General features: G+C 64.4%; 15 protein-coding genes. 1 reads left to right on the forward strand and 14 read right to left on the reverse strand.

Going from position 1 to position 13,603, the window contains the following annotated elements; all coding sequences use genetic code 11:
• Positions 1-125: 125 nt before the first annotated feature.
• Together AC1P0E_RS32935 and thpD are read right to left on the reverse strand one after the other, a co-directional pair.
• The gene (locus AC1P0E_RS32935) at positions 126-1,436 is read right to left on the reverse strand and encodes an MFS transporter (protein ID WP_482746135.1); all 1,311 of its coding nucleotides are present in this window, start codon (positions 1,434-1,436) and stop codon (positions 126-128) included.
• Positions 1,437-1,837: 401 nt separating this feature from the next.
• A complete protein-coding gene (gene thpD / locus AC1P0E_RS32940) occupies positions 1,838-2,740 on the reverse strand; it encodes an ectoine hydroxylase (protein ID WP_482746136.1) in 903 nt (300 codons plus the stop codon).
• A gap of 367 nt (positions 2,741-3,107) precedes the next feature.
• Here thpD and AC1P0E_RS32945 point away from each other — a divergent pair, with 367 nt between their 5' ends.
• Positions 3,108-3,683, forward strand: coding sequence for a CGNR zinc finger domain-containing protein (locus tag AC1P0E_RS32945; protein ID WP_482746137.1), 576 nt, complete (start codon positions 3,108-3,110; stop codon positions 3,681-3,683).
• A 148-nt stretch (positions 3,684-3,831) separates the two neighbouring features.
• Here the strand turns inward: AC1P0E_RS32945 and AC1P0E_RS32950 are convergent, their stop codons facing one another.
• The 12 genes from AC1P0E_RS32950 to AC1P0E_RS33005 form a co-directional block, all read right to left on the reverse strand.
• Positions 3,832-4,227 (reverse strand): ectoine synthase, encoded by a 396-nt coding sequence (locus AC1P0E_RS32950; protein ID WP_482746138.1) that lies wholly within the window; start codon positions 4,225-4,227, stop codon positions 3,832-3,834.
• Positions 4,228-4,297: 70 nt separating this feature from the next.
• Positions 4,298-4,495, reverse strand: coding sequence for a ferredoxin (locus tag AC1P0E_RS32955; protein WP_482746139.1), 198 nt, complete (start codon positions 4,493-4,495; stop codon positions 4,298-4,300).
• Positions 4,479-5,726 carry a cytochrome P450 gene (locus AC1P0E_RS32960; RefSeq protein ID WP_482746140.1) on the reverse strand — a complete coding sequence of 416 codons (1,248 nt, stop codon included), beginning with the start codon at positions 5,724-5,726 and terminating at the stop codon, positions 4,479-4,481. The genes AC1P0E_RS32955 and AC1P0E_RS32960 overlap by 17 nt, the downstream gene beginning before the upstream one ends.
• 43 nt (positions 5,727-5,769) lie before the next feature.
• Positions 5,770-6,297, reverse strand: coding sequence for a diaminobutyrate acetyltransferase (gene ectA, locus AC1P0E_RS32965; protein ID WP_482746141.1), 528 nt, complete (start codon positions 6,295-6,297; stop codon positions 5,770-5,772).
• 14 nt (positions 6,298-6,311) lie between these two features.
• Positions 6,312-6,473 (reverse strand): hypothetical protein, encoded by a 162-nt coding sequence (locus AC1P0E_RS32970; RefSeq protein WP_482746142.1) that lies wholly within the window; start codon positions 6,471-6,473, stop codon positions 6,312-6,314.
• Positions 6,470-7,732 carry a diaminobutyrate--2-oxoglutarate transaminase gene (ectB, locus tag AC1P0E_RS32975; RefSeq protein WP_482746143.1) on the reverse strand — a complete coding sequence of 421 codons (1,263 nt, stop codon included), beginning with the start codon at positions 7,730-7,732 and terminating at the stop codon, positions 6,470-6,472. The genes AC1P0E_RS32970 and ectB overlap by 4 nt, the downstream gene beginning before the upstream one ends.
• A complete protein-coding gene (locus AC1P0E_RS32980) occupies positions 7,729-7,992 on the reverse strand; it encodes an acyl carrier protein (RefSeq protein WP_482746144.1) in 264 nt (87 codons plus the stop codon). The genes ectB and AC1P0E_RS32980 overlap by 4 nt, the downstream gene beginning before the upstream one ends.
• 37 nt (positions 7,993-8,029) lie before the next feature.
• The gene (locus AC1P0E_RS32985; protein WP_482746145.1) at positions 8,030-9,580 is read right to left on the reverse strand and encodes a class I adenylate-forming enzyme family protein; all 1,551 of its coding nucleotides are present in this window, start codon (positions 9,578-9,580) and stop codon (positions 8,030-8,032) included.
• Positions 9,580-10,446: a holo-ACP synthase gene (locus tag AC1P0E_RS32990; protein ID WP_482746146.1), complete on the reverse strand. Its 867-nt coding sequence runs from the start codon at positions 10,444-10,446 to the stop codon at positions 9,580-9,582. Before AC1P0E_RS32990 ends, AC1P0E_RS32985 begins: the two co-directional genes overlap by 1 nt.
• Entirely contained in the window at positions 10,443-11,726 is a 1,284-nt protein-coding gene (locus AC1P0E_RS32995) for a type III PLP-dependent enzyme (protein ID WP_482746147.1), read from the reverse strand. The genes AC1P0E_RS32990 and AC1P0E_RS32995 overlap by 4 nt, the downstream gene beginning before the upstream one ends.
• A gap of 284 nt (positions 11,727-12,010) precedes the next feature.
• Positions 12,011-12,307, reverse strand: coding sequence for a hypothetical protein (locus tag AC1P0E_RS33000; protein WP_482746148.1), 297 nt, complete (start codon positions 12,305-12,307; stop codon positions 12,011-12,013).
• 126 nt (positions 12,308-12,433) lie between these two features.
• Positions 12,434-13,426, reverse strand: coding sequence for a LuxR C-terminal-related transcriptional regulator (locus AC1P0E_RS33005; protein WP_482746149.1), 993 nt, complete (start codon positions 13,424-13,426; stop codon positions 12,434-12,436).
• Between the last annotated feature and the right edge of the window lie 177 nt (positions 13,427-13,603).

A 13,603-nucleotide genomic window follows, 5' to 3' on the forward strand; every position in this document is an offset into this window, starting at 1 on the left:
GCCGGGGCCCGTCGTTTTGGCCGTGCCGCACTCCGGCGCGGGAGCCGGACCCGGACCGCACCACACGAACACAAAGTCCCCATCAGCAAACTGACGGGGACTCGGAACGGTCGGGGCCGGTTTGTCTATGCCGTGAGAACACCGCGGTTGTAGCGAAGAATCCACACGATGACGGCAACGCCGACCGCTGTGATGACGGATGTTCCTGTGACCGAGCCGGCAGCGGCGAAAATGCCACCGAACCCGGCCACTCCCAGAGCTGCACCCACCGCAAGGCTGGTCTCCTGGAGAGCTGCAGCGCGTGCCACATCCTTGGGTGGAACGCTCCCGAGCAGGTACGCGTCCCCGGACGCCATTGCGACCCCCACTCCTAGACCGATCAAAAAGCTGGCTGGCCACAGGCCGACGAGAGCAGCCACTACCAGGCCGAGAGCGCACGTGGCCAAGCTGACCTGCAACATGTGCACCGGAGAAAATCGAGATTGCAATTTGTGGAAAGCGAATCCTCCGAGGGATACCCACAGTGCCAAAATCGAAACCGGCAGGACGGACAGCAGCGAATCGGCCTCTGCACTGAAAAGAAACACCGATCCCGTGTAGCACGCCGAACCGACGACGAGTGCGAGCGAAGCGGCACCCAGTCGGGAGAAGTTGAGCATTTTTACATCGATGAGCGGGTCACGGGAGCGGAGTTGACGCATGCAGAATACTGCCAGGATGCCACATCCGGCGACAGTCGCCAGCACTCGTCCGAGTGCCTCACCATGACTCTGCAGACCTGCCACGAAGAGCCCGAAGCCAAGAAATGCCAGAACTGAAGAAGCGACATCGATTTTGGTCGACGCGGCCTGCCCCAAATTGATACCGCGCAACAGCAGGATTGCAAAAAAACCACACAGCACGGCGATTGCAGCCGGCAGCCAGAACAGCAGAGTGTATGCACCAATATCAACGAACGCCCGGCCGAGCAGCGGCCCTGTACCAGCGCCGATGCTATACGTGGTAATCCATAGCGAGTAGCCCAGTGTGCGCTCTGCGGTGTGCGGCAGTCCGCCAATGACCGAGGCAACGCTGGAAACAATCAACGCGTAGCCAAAGCCTTGCACGAACCGAGTCACCGTCCATGCCGTCGGCGAATCCAACAGTGCAGGAGCGGCACCTGCGATCGCGAACACGAGAAGCCCTATCGCCAACGTCACACCAGGGCCCATCCGTGCACCCAGACGGGATCCGAGGACAATACTCGAGGCGAGTGCAATCGTGTATCCGTCGATAAACCACAGACGCCACGAATCGGTCAGCACAGGCAGGTCATAGGCGACGGAATTGAACAGCGTGGAATCCACGCCGCCGAGAAACATTGGGATGAGGAGCAGGGGGAAAAGTACCTTTTTGGGCACAGTGGGCCGCGCCGAGGAAAGGATACTTCCGGACATGGTAGACCTCATCTCAATAGGCACTCTGTGACGAGTGAAGGAAGAGCAGGATCACTGCAATGAAGCCCGGCAGTACCGCCAAATCCACCGTCGTCGAGCACTCGACGCTGACCTTGGAGAGTGCCTTGAGATCTCCGAGCCGACGCAGAACCACCTAAGACGGTTCTAGCATGCCCACACTCCGGGGGCAACCAGCCAAGGCGGTTCCGTGATCGCTTCCTAGGCGGGCACCTGGTCCCGGCGTGGGCCGATGACGCCGTGCGGACGGGCGAGAGGCCGCAGGTACGCATTGGGCAGATTGGTCCCCGACGGGCGGGCGAGCACACGTAGCTCCTGGCGAGCACGGACGATCTTGGTCGTGAACCCACCCACCAGGAGCTTCGTCGTTCCGCGTCTGCTGACTACTTGGCCGAAGCAGACGGAAACTCGCGGTTGCTGAGGTGCTGCGGACGCCGCTTGGGTGCGGCGAACGGGGCTTCCAGCGTGTTCTCCACGCTGTTGTACACAATGAAGATGTTGGAGCGCGCGAAGGGCGAGAGGTTCCCGTTGGAACCGTGGAGCAGGTTCGAGTCGAACATCACCGCAGATCCGGCAGGACCGGTGATCTGCTCGATTCCATGCTCGCCGGCCATGCGCGTCAGGTGCCGCCGGTCCGGGGAGCCGACAGAGGGGCTGGCCACACGGAGCGACTCCTTGTGGTAATCCTGCGGCGTCTCCCCGATCGTGGGAATGAACGACTTGTGAGTGCCGGGCATCACCATGAGCGGACCGTTGAAGGGGTGATTCTCGGTCAGTGAAATTGAAACACTGAACGCACGCGGGCGGGGCATGCCGTCTTCGGAATGCCAAGTTTCAAAATCAGAGTGCCAGTGGAATGGAGCACCGCCGAAGCCAGGCTTGTAATTGACTCGGCTCTGGTGAATGTACACGTCCGAGTTGAGGACCTGCCGGGCGATGTCGGTGAGCCGAGGGGAATGAATCAGTTCAGCAAAGAGTTCGCTGACCTTCTCGGCCTCGAAAACGGACCGCACCTGGTCGGACTCCGGCTCCAGAATCACGCGCTCACTCGCGCGCAGCACCGAATCCTCGCTGAGCCGCTGCAGTTCGGCGAGGTATTTCTCCACCTCCTGCCCGGACAGCAAGCCGTCGAGAACCAGGTAGCCATTGAACTCATACTGATTCAACTGCGCCCCGTCGAGCGGGCCCGGAGCCTTTCCCCACACGGTCGGATCGGTCCGCGGCTGGGGGATAGAATCACCAATGACTCGGGTGGGATACAGGTCGGGGCGCACAGTGGTACTCATACGATTGCCTCCTACGAGGAGTAGTGACGGTGTAGTTTTGCCCATGTCCGGGCCTAATTCTTGAGGCGTCAGCGATACGGGATGCTGAACGATCCAGGTCTTTCATCGCTCACCTCTCGCTGGTTCGTTCTCCAGCTATCTCGATTCTGCGAGCTTCCACGCAGCAAAGGAAGAGGTGACGGGTGGACTGAATCGGCCGCTGACCTCATCAGGCCCGCAGTCGAACTTGGTATTCGTCCATTCCAACTCGTCTGGTGCACTTGCGCCGGCACGACCGGATCATCCGGTTCTGTGAGCGCCGGCACGCTCCCCTCCTGACGGTTCCGCTGTCCTTGCCCGTCAGGCAGCAACCGGCTAAGGTGGTTCCATGTCCGTCAATAATTTCCCCGAGTTCCGCCTTGGCAAGGTGCTGGCGACCAGCTTCACGGCGACTCTGACGGAGCGTTGCGGCGAGGCGGTGGAGCGCATTCCTGTCCCATTCCGACTCGTGGAGTGGTTGGCGATCTATGGGCTCGAGGTCAACTCCTGCACCAAGTCCCAGCTCGACCACGCTCGAGAACTGCGGGAATCAATTCACGTAGCCGCTACCGCCGCTGCGAACCAGAATCCGCTTCCCTCTTCAGCTGTCCAAGTCATCAATGACTGCGGTACTGACGGGCGGGCCTCGGCAATCTTGACGCCCGAGGGCAGCCGGGAGTGGCGGCTGAGTTCTGCTTCTGCAGAAGACGCACTCAGTGTGATCGCCGCCGACGCGATCAGTATCCTTTCGGGAGAACGCCAAGGAAAGATCGCCTTGTGCGCATCGCCGACGTGCCGAGCTGCTTTTTTCGACACCAGCAGAGGCGGCACGCGCAGATGGTGCGACATGAATACGTGCGGGAATCGCGAGAAAAAAGAACGCTTCCTCGCCAGCAAGCGCAAAGATTCAAGCCCTGCCGGCTGACCATCGCCCCTCGTCCGCCGCGACTTCAACGGCGCAGCCTCGAGAAGACCTCTCCACGCAAACACCAAGTCCTCGCCAGCAAGCTGACGAGGACTTGGTCGATCGAAGCTGTCCGGCGGATGAGTGATGCGACCTGTGTTCGGTGCCTCTATGCTTCCGTCAGCAGTGGATAGACCCCATTCTCGTCATGATCCTCACGTCCGGTGAGCGCCGGCGTGAAGATGCACAGAAAGGTGCTGTCCACAATCGGTTTGATCGTGTGGTTGTCGGCGTCGTCCAGAATGTGCAGGGTACCGGGTTCGATGATGTGCTCCTCGTTCTCGTCCCGGTCGATCAGAATCATCTTGCCGGAAATGCAGAACACCGCCTCCACGTGGTTCGCATAGCAGATGTCGGTTTCAGTGCCGGCGTAAACGACTGTCTCGGACACGGAGTAGCCGAATCCGTCCGAGGCAAGCAGAATGCGCTTGCTCCGCCACGCGCCACTCGCGGCCGTGACATCTCGCTCTGTGCCTTCGATCTCCGAAAGCCTACGAACCTGCATAACAGTCCTCCTGATCTTTCTTCATGTACGACATGAGCTGAATCTGCTTCAGTGCGCTTTCAGCGACGGGTCATGCGGCATCCCGGTTCAAGAAGATCGCTTGCAGCGGGCAAGAGTCGATGGCATCCTCGACTTCTTCGATGATTTCCGCATCGAACGACGCCTGGTACTGAAGCTCCCCATCGGCGTCGAGCTCAAAGTTGTCCGGAGCTGAAATTGCGCACAGCCCGTGGTTCTGGCACTTGATTTCATCAACGAAGATCTTCACGGTTGCCTCCAGACATGAACGTTGTTCGGGAACGTGAGGTGAATGTGATCGGCAATTTGTTCGCACCCGTATTTCCAGAGTCAGGCAGCCACTCGGCACCTTCGCCCACACGCAGATCGGTCATTCGCGTAGCCAGCGCCGAGAGAGCCACACCTATGTCTGCCCTGGCGACGAAATGCCCCAGACAGTGGTGCAGGCCACCACCGAAAGCAAAATGGGGCGAACGCTCGGCATCGAGGTCGATGCGGTCCGGGTTGTCGAACTCGGCAGGATCAGTGGCCGATGTCAGGGTGAACAGGTGGACTGTTGTGCCTTTCTCAATCGTGCGCTCCTTGTGACCGAATGTCTCTGCTGCTTCGCGCGAAATCCATCGACCTATCGGATTGACACGAAGCGCTTCTTCGACCGCCTTGGCGGAGTACCGATCAGGATCTGCAGCCAACTTCTCCCACTGATGCGGCTGCCTTGAGAACGATTCGACAGCCAGCGCCAATTGGTTTCGAGTCGTGTCTATCCCTGCGAATATGAGCAGGATGATGAGGTTGATCAGTTCCTGATCCGAGAGTTTGCCGGCATCCTCGTCCCTCGCTTCCACTAGAGCGCTCAGAATGTCATTCTGAGGTGATTCCCTCCTGCTTCGAACCAGGAATTCTGCATACTCGGTGAGTTCGGCGATGGCTTCGTCGATCTGTGTGATGTTTTCCTGGATGGTGATACCGAGACCGAGCCCGATCGTAGATGCCAGCTCATGGATCTTCTTCCAGTCGTGCTCATCGATGCCCAACATCATGCACAGGATCCTGGTTGCATACGGTGCCGCAAAGTGACTGGCGAATTCAGTCTGCCCGTCGTCAATCCATTCGTCTATCAGGCTGTCCGCCAGGTCCCGGAACTGGGAATGCAACGGCGCTATCCGGCGCGCGGAGAACGCGGGATTGACTAGGCGTCGGATCCTGTTGTGCTCGGCGCCCTCCAGCACAAGCAGAGTCTTCTGCCACCAACTGTCGAAGTGCCCGTCGACCACTCCGTGCTGAGATGGCCATTTGGCCGACCCTTGGGTTAGGCGGGGATGCTTCAGGAGGAAAGTGCTGTCTTCGTAAGAGAGGACGGCAATGCCCCAGTCAGTTCGTGCGTACCAATGTGTAGCTCGCGCCTTCCGCACTTCTTCTGAGTCCATGCGAAAGTGTTCGTCACTGATGTCGAGGTGCAGAGTTTCGGGTTGCTGCGCCATGGCAAAACGACTCCTCATCGTCGGATCGGGGCGGCGGACGGAATCAAGCGGCAGTCATCGGACCGATTCGGTAGAGGACCTCGTCGTGGTGACTGTCAGCGAAGAGGCTGCTGGGGAACAGCACGCGGGTCTCGACAGGGGCCGAGTGCTTCTTGGCGAACTGCTTCAGCACCATAATGATCGCTTTGTTCTCGGCGGAGACCGTGGCCTCGACGTACCGGGCGCCTTGGGCCACCTGCTGGTCGGCGGCGGCCTGGAAGAGCTTTATCCCGAGGAAGGGGATGCCGTGGCGCGAATTGACGGCGGTTTGCCAGACGAAGTAGGTCTCGGGCTCGTCAGGACGGCGGTAACCGGTGAGGAATCCGACGAGTTCGCCGTCCACGGTCGCAACCAGCGAACTGTCAGCGAAATCCCGGAACCACAGCGTGTAGTAGTAGAGGCTGTTGGAGTCCAGGCCGGGGGTGTTCTCGACCAGCTTCCACACGCCGGGGCCGTCCTCGGGCATCGGTGCTCGGAAGACCGTCTGCTTGTTGGCGACGGTGGCCTGGCCTGCGCCGGCTGCGGAGGTCATGGTGATCGTCATAGTCAGAACGCCTCGGTCTCTGTCAGCAGTGGGTGGACGCCGTGCTCGTCGTGGTCCTCGCGGCTGGTGACCGGCGAGTTGAAGCCGCACACGAAGTGCTCGAAGGTGCGAACGGTCATGGTGGAGTGGATCTCTTCTCGATCGGCGGTGCCGGGCATGGTCATGCCGTTTCGTAGACGGCGCGTTGGGCGATGCGCAGTCCTTGGTCGAGTTCGTCGGTGGTGATGGTCAGTGGGGGCAGCACCTTGACGACCTGGCCATGCGCTCCGGAAGTCTCGATGAGGAGTCCGAGTTCGAAGGCCCGGCGTGCGGCGCGGCTGGCGTGCTGAGGATCGGCAAGCTCCAGGCCCCAGACCATCCCGCGGCCGCGGTAGGCGGATCCGCTGTGTTGCGCGGCGATGTCGCGCAGCGCGGCTTCGACGGTCTGGGCATGTGCCAGGGTCTGCTGCTCCAGCTTGTCGTCGGCCCAGTAGGCACTGAGGGCGGCGGTCGCGGTGACGAAGGCAGGGTTGTTGCCGCGGAATGTGCCGTTGTGTTCGCCCGGCTCCCAGACGTCCAGCTCCGGTCGGAACAGGCACAAGGACATGGGCAGTCCGTACCCGCTGATGGATTTGGAGACGGTGACGATGTCCGGAGTGATGCCGGCCTCTTCGAAGGAGAAGAATGCTCCGGTGCGACCGCAGCCCATCTGGATGTCGTCGACGATCAGCAGCATGTCGTGCTGCTGGCAGAGCTGGGAGAGGGCACGGAGCCACTGCGGGCGAGCCACGTTGATGCCCCCCTCGCCCTGGATCGTCTCCACGATCACTGCGGCTGGCTTGTCCAGCCCGGATCCGTGGTCCGCGAGCAGCTGCTCGAACCACAGGAAGTCGGGTGTCCTCCCGCCCATGTAGTGGTCGAAGGGCATGGGAGTGGTGTGCACGAGCGGAACGCCTGCGCCGGCCCGTTTGAAGGCGTTGCCGGTCACTGCCAGGGAGCCCAGCGACATACCGTGGAAGGCGTTGGTGAAGGAGACGACCAGCTCGCGCCTCTTGACCTTGCGCGCCAGCTTGAGAGCGGCTTCGACAGCGTTGGTGCCCGTCGGGCCCGGGAACATGACCTTGTAGGGCAGTTCCCGCGGGCGCAGGATCGTGTTCTGGAAGAACTCGAGGAACGTGCGCTTGGCCGTGGTCGACATGTCCAGGCCGTGCGTGACGCCGTCGCGCTCCAGGTAGTCGAGCAGGGCACGCTTCAACACCGGGTTGTTGTGGCCGTAGTTGAGGGAACTAGCGCCGGCGAAGAAGTCCAGGTACTCGTGCCCGTCCTCGTCGTACATCCGGCTGCCCTGCGCCCGGTCGAACACAGTGGGCCAGCTGCGGCAGTAGCTGCGTACCTCCGACTCCAGGGTCGTGAAGACGCTCAGGTCGGGCTGAGTGATCGTCATGCCGCTACCTGCTCGGGCTGTGAGGCGAGTACGAAGTCGGTGAAGGTGTCCACCGAGATGAAGTCGTCGGCGTCCAGGTCCTCCGGGTCGACGACCAGGCCGATGGAGTCCTCCAGAGCCATGAGCATCTCGAGCATCGTGGTGGAGTCCAGGTGCAGGTCGTCGAAGAGCTTGACCTCGCCGGTCAGTCCGGTGACGGGGCGCTCCAGGACATCGGTCAGGGCGGTTTCGAGGGCGGCGAGAACGTGCTGGCGGTTCATGAGGATTCCTTACGGTGCGAGGGAGGGCGGTGTGCGTTCAGTGGGACAGGCGGTGCTGGAGGAGTTCCGTGGTCGTCGGGGTGGTCCGGGGCTGGTCGACCAGGGCGGCCAGCTGCTTGCGGTCGACCTTCCCGTTGCCGTTAGTGGGCAGGGCGTCGAGGCGTACGCAGCGACGAGGGATCTTGAAGGGTTCGATCAGCTCGCGCATGCGGTCGCGTACGTCGTCCGGGCCGATCTCGGCGACGACCGCGAGGATCGCGTGCTGCTTGCCCTGGGGCGGCAGGACGGCGGCCGATGTCACGCCGTCCACCCGCATCGCGGCGGCCTCGACCTCGGTAGCGCTGAGTCGGAAGCCGCGCTCCTTGTAGAGGTCGTCCCGTCGTCCGGCGAAGTAGAGGTACCCCTCGTCGTCCTGCCAGCCGTAGTCACCGGTACGGAGTTCGGGGAAGAGACCGTCGCGGCGCGGGAAGCGTTCGGCGGTCAGTTCGGGGCGGCGCCAGTAGCCGGCCATCACGTTCGGCCCGCGCACCACGAACTGGCCGATCTCGCCCGGCGGCAGCCGCTCGCCGTCGTCCCCGGTGACGAAGACCTCCGTGCCGGGCAGCGGCAGTCCGCAGGACCCGGGGCGCGTCAGGTCGCCGTCCGGCGGCATGATCGCGGTCCGCTTGCACTCGGTGAGTCCGTACATGACCTGGATGCGCAGCGCGGGCAATGCGGCGCGCAGGGCCGACATGGTGCTGTCGGAGAGTGCGGCACCGGTGTTGGTGAGCAGGCGCAGTCGGCTCAACTTGCCGGGGCTGCGCTTGACCAGCCAGGCGAGCCGGTCGGAGACCGAGGGTACGGAGGCGAGGACAGATGCCCCGGCCTCCTCCAGGCTGCGCAGGAGCGGCGGGCCGGCCTCGGCGACGGTGCCCAGGTGGAGCCGTGCTCCGCTCAGTGCGGCGAGGTAGACCTGGTAGAGGCCGTAGTCGAAGGAGAGCGGCAGAGGGCAGTAGATGACGTCGTCGCTGCGGTAGTTCAGGCAGGACTGGATGGCCGAGGCGGAGAACAGGACCTGCTGGTGGGTGCTGACCACGGCCTTGGGCAGTGCGGTCGTACCAGAGGTGTAGATCAGGCTGACCGGGTCGACGGCGAGGGTGCCCGGGTCCGGCGGGAGCTCGGTGGCTCTGGGGTGCGCGTCGAGGGCGGTGCGTACGAGTTCTCCGATCTTCAGGAAGGTCACACCGTGCTGCCCCGCGGTGTGAGCCACGTCCGGGTCGTCCGACACCAGGAGTGCGGGCTCGCAGTCCTTCACTACGTGCTCCAGCGGGCCACCGCGTACCTGCTCGTGCAGGACGCTGAAGACGGCGCCGAGGCGGGAGGCCGCATACACGAGGAGCGTGATGCCGAGGCCGTCCGACGCGGTCACGACCACGCGGTCACCGCGCTTCAGTCCCTCCTGATGGAGGCGGCCGGCCAGGCGCACGCTGGCCTGGGCGAGTTCACCGTAGGTGAGGCTGTTGCCCTGCGTAGCCAGAGCCGGGGCCTCGGGGTCGCGCTCGGCTGCCTGGTCGAGCAGTTCGTGCAGGAGCTGGGGCGTGGGGGACATCAGGACTCCTTCGGGGCGGCGGAGGTCTTCTTGCGGGGGACGACCGTGGTGGCGGTGGCCGAGCAGACGAGCTGGGGGGCCTGAAGGACATCGGCGGCACTGGAGTTCGTGTCCGGGCGGGCCGCGATGACCTTGTGTGCCTGGAGCTCCACCACCCGACGCAGCCGGGTGGTGCGGACCAGCCGGCCCGTCGCCTCGATGTAGTCACCCGGCTGCACGGGGGCGGTGAAGCGGAGGGAGGAGTACTCCGAGAGCAGGCCTTCGTCGCCGTCCGTCCGCACCGTGATCTCGGTGACGAGGTCGCCGAAGAGCCGCAGGATGCGTGCGCCGTCGACCAGCCCACCGCCGTAGTGGGCTTCCTCCTGGCCGATGCGCACCCGGAGGAAGGCGGTCGTCTCCTGGTTCTCTTCGCTGTCCGACGGGGACATGGTGGGGGGTTCCTCTCTGCCGGGGTCCGTGCCCGGTGTCCGTGCCGGTACGGAGTGGGGCCTGCCGATCGCCACTGCGGCGACGACGTTCTGTTTGTGGGTAATGGACAGGGCGATGGAGTACGGGCCGAGCCGTGCTGCCCGGCCGCGGAGGCGGACCAGCGGTGCTCCGTCGTCGTCCTGGTCCACGTAGATCTCGTGCGGAGCGACGCCCTGGAGCATCCCGGTGCCCAGGACCTTGAGGACGGCTTCCTTGGCGGCGAACCGGCCGGCCAGGAACTCCAGGCGTCGCTCGGCGCTCATCGCCTCGGCCCGTGCGGTCTCCTCCGGGGCGTAACCGAGCCGCAGGAACCAGGGCCGAGTGATCAGCCGGCGGAGCTCACCGCTGTCCAGGACGTCCAGACCGATGCGTACCGGGCCGGGGACGGCGAGGTTCAAGGCGCCGTGGTGAAGTCGATGAGTCGCTGCTTGGCCAACAGGTCCTCGGTGGTGTCGCGTGCTCTGACCAGCTGGGCCCGTCCGCCGTGGACCAGGACCTCGGCCGGATAGCCGTGGCTGAGGAAGAGCCCGGGGGACGCGGTGGGCCCGTACGCGCCCGATCGCTCCACGCCCAGGAGGTCACCCGGCCGCACCTCGGGCAGCTCCACCTTCTTGGCGACCACGTCGTTGGGGGTGCACAGCGGGCCGGTCAAGGTGTAGCGGTGGGTGGGCGGGGCGTCCGGGCTGCCGAGGTGGCGCACCGGGAAGTTGCGTTTGACGAAGCTGCCCACTCCGACCGCCGCCATGTGGTGGTTGGTGCCGCCGTCGGCGACGACGAAGGTCTCCCCCATGGACTCCTTCACGTACCGGACCTGTACGACATAGGTGCCGGCCATGGCGGTGAGGAAACGGCCGAGCTCCATGATCAGACGACACTCCGGGTGGCGCGCGACGAAGGGGGCGACCGCTTCGCGTATCCCCTCGCCCAGGGCGGCCAGATCCAGGTCCGTCTCGTTGTCGAAGTACGCGATGCCGAGACCGCCGCCGAAGTCGACCGTCTCCAGCGGGAAACCGAGCTGGGAGGCGAGGTCCTCGGCGGTGGCCAGAATCTGGCGGGTGTTGTGGACGACGTCCTCGTGGTGCAGGAAACGGGTCCCCATATAGGCGTGCACACCCTTGACCCGTATGTGGCGCAGATCTGCCAACTCATTCTTGGAGCCGCGCAGTTCTTCCTCGTCGATTCCGAACTGGCGCGGCTTTCCGCCCATCGACAGGCCCGACCCCTTGGTACCGAAGGACGGGTTCACCCGGAGCACAACAGGGCATTCGCCGGAGCCGCGCGCGGCCATCAGGGAATCCAGCTGGCGCAGCTCTTCGAGCGATTCGCAGACCACCGCGTGGATTCCGGCCTCGATGCAGGCCTCGAGCTCGCGGCCGTCCTTTCCCGGCCCGAGGAAGATGATGTCCTGCGGGGCGACGCCGGCACGCAGTGCGGTGGTCAGTTCGGCGTACGAGGAGACCTCCGCGCCGGCGCCTCGGGAGTTGAGGAAGGCGCACACACTGATGTTCGGGTTGGCCTTTAGGGAGAAGAAGACGTCGATCGACTCGGGGAGCTGCTCGCGCAGCTCGCGCATGGTCGTCTCCAGGACGTCTGCGTCGTAGACGAACAGGGGGGTACCGAACTCCTCGGCAAGGGCAGAGAGTGGGTTTCCCTGAATCTGAGATTCCTCCGTGCTCATTCGAATTCTTTCTGTCGTGACCGAAGTTGCTGTCCGAGCCGGCGGTCTTCGTTCACTGCCATCCGGCATCGTTGTCCGATATGCTGGACGCAATCGCCCGCCCGGCCTGAAGGGCAGACATCGAAACGGGAGTGAGAATCCCCGCGGCGGCGATCCCGGGAATGCACTTGCTCATTTTCATCAGCCTCTTTCCGAGGGCTCGGTTTCCTGCTGAGCAATATTCTTGCCGTGCATACCAGCCCGGCGGAAGAGGAATTCGGTGGACCGAACGGGCCGTGTCCCACTCAGGCCTGACGAGGCATCAGCAGCGGAACCTCGCAAGACTTCAACTCCCACCCTCCGAGGAGAAAATGAGAGTCGAGAGCGCGGCGCCAGATCCGTTCCCCGGCAGCCTCGGCGGCCTCCAGGGACGGGGCTCGCAGGAAGAGCCCGACGATCGGAAGCGACCAGGGCACGGGGTGCACGGAGACATGCTCCAGGCCGTCCGCATCGACGGCCTGGGCCGAGATCACCTGGGCCGTGTCGGCGGGCAGTGATGCCTCGTACGGAGGAGGTTCGAGGGAGAGGTGAACGAGATACATGCATCGAGACTGCCAGGCTCGCAAGGCAGTAACTTCAGGCGATTCGCGTGCGGTTGCGGCCACGCCCCGAAACGGCCAGGTGCGCCCATGGACCGCTGTGGGCGCGCCTGGCCGCCGAAATCAAGTTCAGGCCTGGGCGAAGCCCCGCTGCGCGGCGTGTACCCCAGCCTGGAACCGGCTGCGGGCGTCGAGGTGTTTCATCAACGCGGTCGAGATGCGGCGGGCGGTACGCGGCGACACCCCGAGCCGTTTGGCGATCGACTCGTCGGTGCACCCCAGGGTGAGCAGCCGCAGCGCCTCGGCCTGTTGAGAGGTGAGCCCCTCAATGGCGGAGGGCCGCGGAGTGTCCCCCAGCAGCTCGGCGGCCTGCCACACCTTCTCGAACAGGGCGCACAGCAAGGTGATGAGGCCCGGGGCGCGGAGAACCACGGCGCCCGCCGCGGTGTTGCCGCTGTCACCCGCCACGATGGCGACGCGCCGGTCACAGATGATCATCCGGTTGGGCAGTGAGGGTGTGGTGCGCACCTGTCCGCCCATCGAGGCCAGCCGGTCCGCGTGGGCCGCGCCGGCGGGATCGTTACGGATGCTGTCGAGGTAGACGGTGCGCATCCGCACGCCCCGGTCCAGCAGCCGCTGGTTCAGCGGCCAGGAGCTGCGCAGGTTGGCCTCGGTCTGCGGCCCTCCGGGGGCGAAGGTCCAGAACTCCTCCTCGACCTCGTTGTTCATCGCCGCGAGATGGTCGCGGATGCTGTCGAGGCCTTCGAGGTACTCGAAATCGGTGTCCAGGTCGCGGAACTCCTGGCCGGCGAAGTCCGAGATCAGCCGTATGGCGGCGGCCCGGCTCTCCTCGGCCCTGTGCTGCTGGGCGGCGAGTTCGGCCTGCTGCCGGGTGAGCAGCATCTCCATGCCCAGCTTCGGGCTGACCACGTGCAGCGGCTGCGCATGGTCGGCGGAGGGCCGTACCAGCGCCATCTCGCTGAGCCTGTCGAGCGCGGCGCGCACGTCCTCCTCGCCGAGTCCGAGCCGGACGCTCAGCTCGGCGACCCCGCCCTGAGGGTGGGCCAGCACTCCCCGGTATACGGCCTCGGTGTCGGCGTTCAATCCCAGTGCGTCAAGCATGCAGTTTCCTCTCTCCGTCGGGTGGGGGATGCGGAACGGGAAGGACCGTGGGCCCCCTTCCTGGAGGCCGTTCACGTGCGCCGGCGGGGCGGCGCCGGGCTGTGGAGCGCAAAGGGCCCGCTCTCCCAGGAGTGCAGGGACTGGTCGAGGGTGGCGGCCAGCCCCTCGGCGGCTGCG

This window comes from Streptomyces sp. TRD_SC_5, assembly GCF_056836825.1.

Excerpts from the sequence above, each read along its gene's own strand:
- AC1P0E_RS32970 (WP_482746142.1), bottom strand. The coding sequence starts at position 6,473 with ATGACCATGCCCGGCACCGCCGATCGAGAAGAGATCCACTCCACCATG.
- AC1P0E_RS32935 (WP_482746135.1), bottom strand. The coding sequence starts at position 1,436 with ATGTCCGGAAGTATCCTTTCCTCGGCGCGGCCCACTGTGCCCAAAAAG.
- thpD (WP_482746136.1), bottom strand. The coding sequence starts at position 2,740 with ATGAGTACCACTGTGCGCCCCGACCTGTATCCCACCCGAGTCATTGGT.
- AC1P0E_RS32950 (WP_482746138.1), bottom strand. The coding sequence starts at position 4,227 with ATGCAGGTTCGTAGGCTTTCGGAGATCGAAGGCACAGAGCGAGATGTC.
- AC1P0E_RS33005 (WP_482746149.1), bottom strand. The coding sequence starts at position 13,426 with ATGCTTGACGCACTGGGATTGAACGCCGACACCGAGGCCGTATACCGG.
- AC1P0E_RS32985 (WP_482746145.1), bottom strand. The coding sequence starts at position 9,580 with ATGTCCCCCACGCCCCAGCTCCTGCACGAACTGCTCGACCAGGCAGCC.
- ectB (WP_482746143.1), bottom strand. The coding sequence starts at position 7,732 with ATGACGATCACTCAGCCCGACCTGAGCGTCTTCACGACCCTGGAGTCG.
- AC1P0E_RS32980 (WP_482746144.1), bottom strand. The coding sequence starts at position 7,992 with ATGAACCGCCAGCACGTTCTCGCCGCCCTCGAAACCGCCCTGACCGAT.
- ectA (WP_482746141.1), bottom strand. The coding sequence starts at position 6,297 with ATGACCTCCGCAGCCGGCGCAGGCCAGGCCACCGTCGCCAACAAGCAG.
- AC1P0E_RS32945 (WP_482746137.1), top strand. The coding sequence starts at position 3,108 with ATGTCCGTCAATAATTTCCCCGAGTTCCGCCTTGGCAAGGTGCTGGCG.
- AC1P0E_RS33000 (WP_482746148.1), bottom strand. The coding sequence starts at position 12,307 with ATGTATCTCGTTCACCTCTCCCTCGAACCTCCTCCGTACGAGGCATCA.
- AC1P0E_RS32960 (WP_482746140.1), bottom strand. The coding sequence starts at position 5,726 with ATGGCGCAGCAACCCGAAACTCTGCACCTCGACATCAGTGACGAACAC.
- AC1P0E_RS32995 (WP_482746147.1), bottom strand. The coding sequence starts at position 11,726 with ATGAGCACGGAGGAATCTCAGATTCAGGGAAACCCACTCTCTGCCCTT.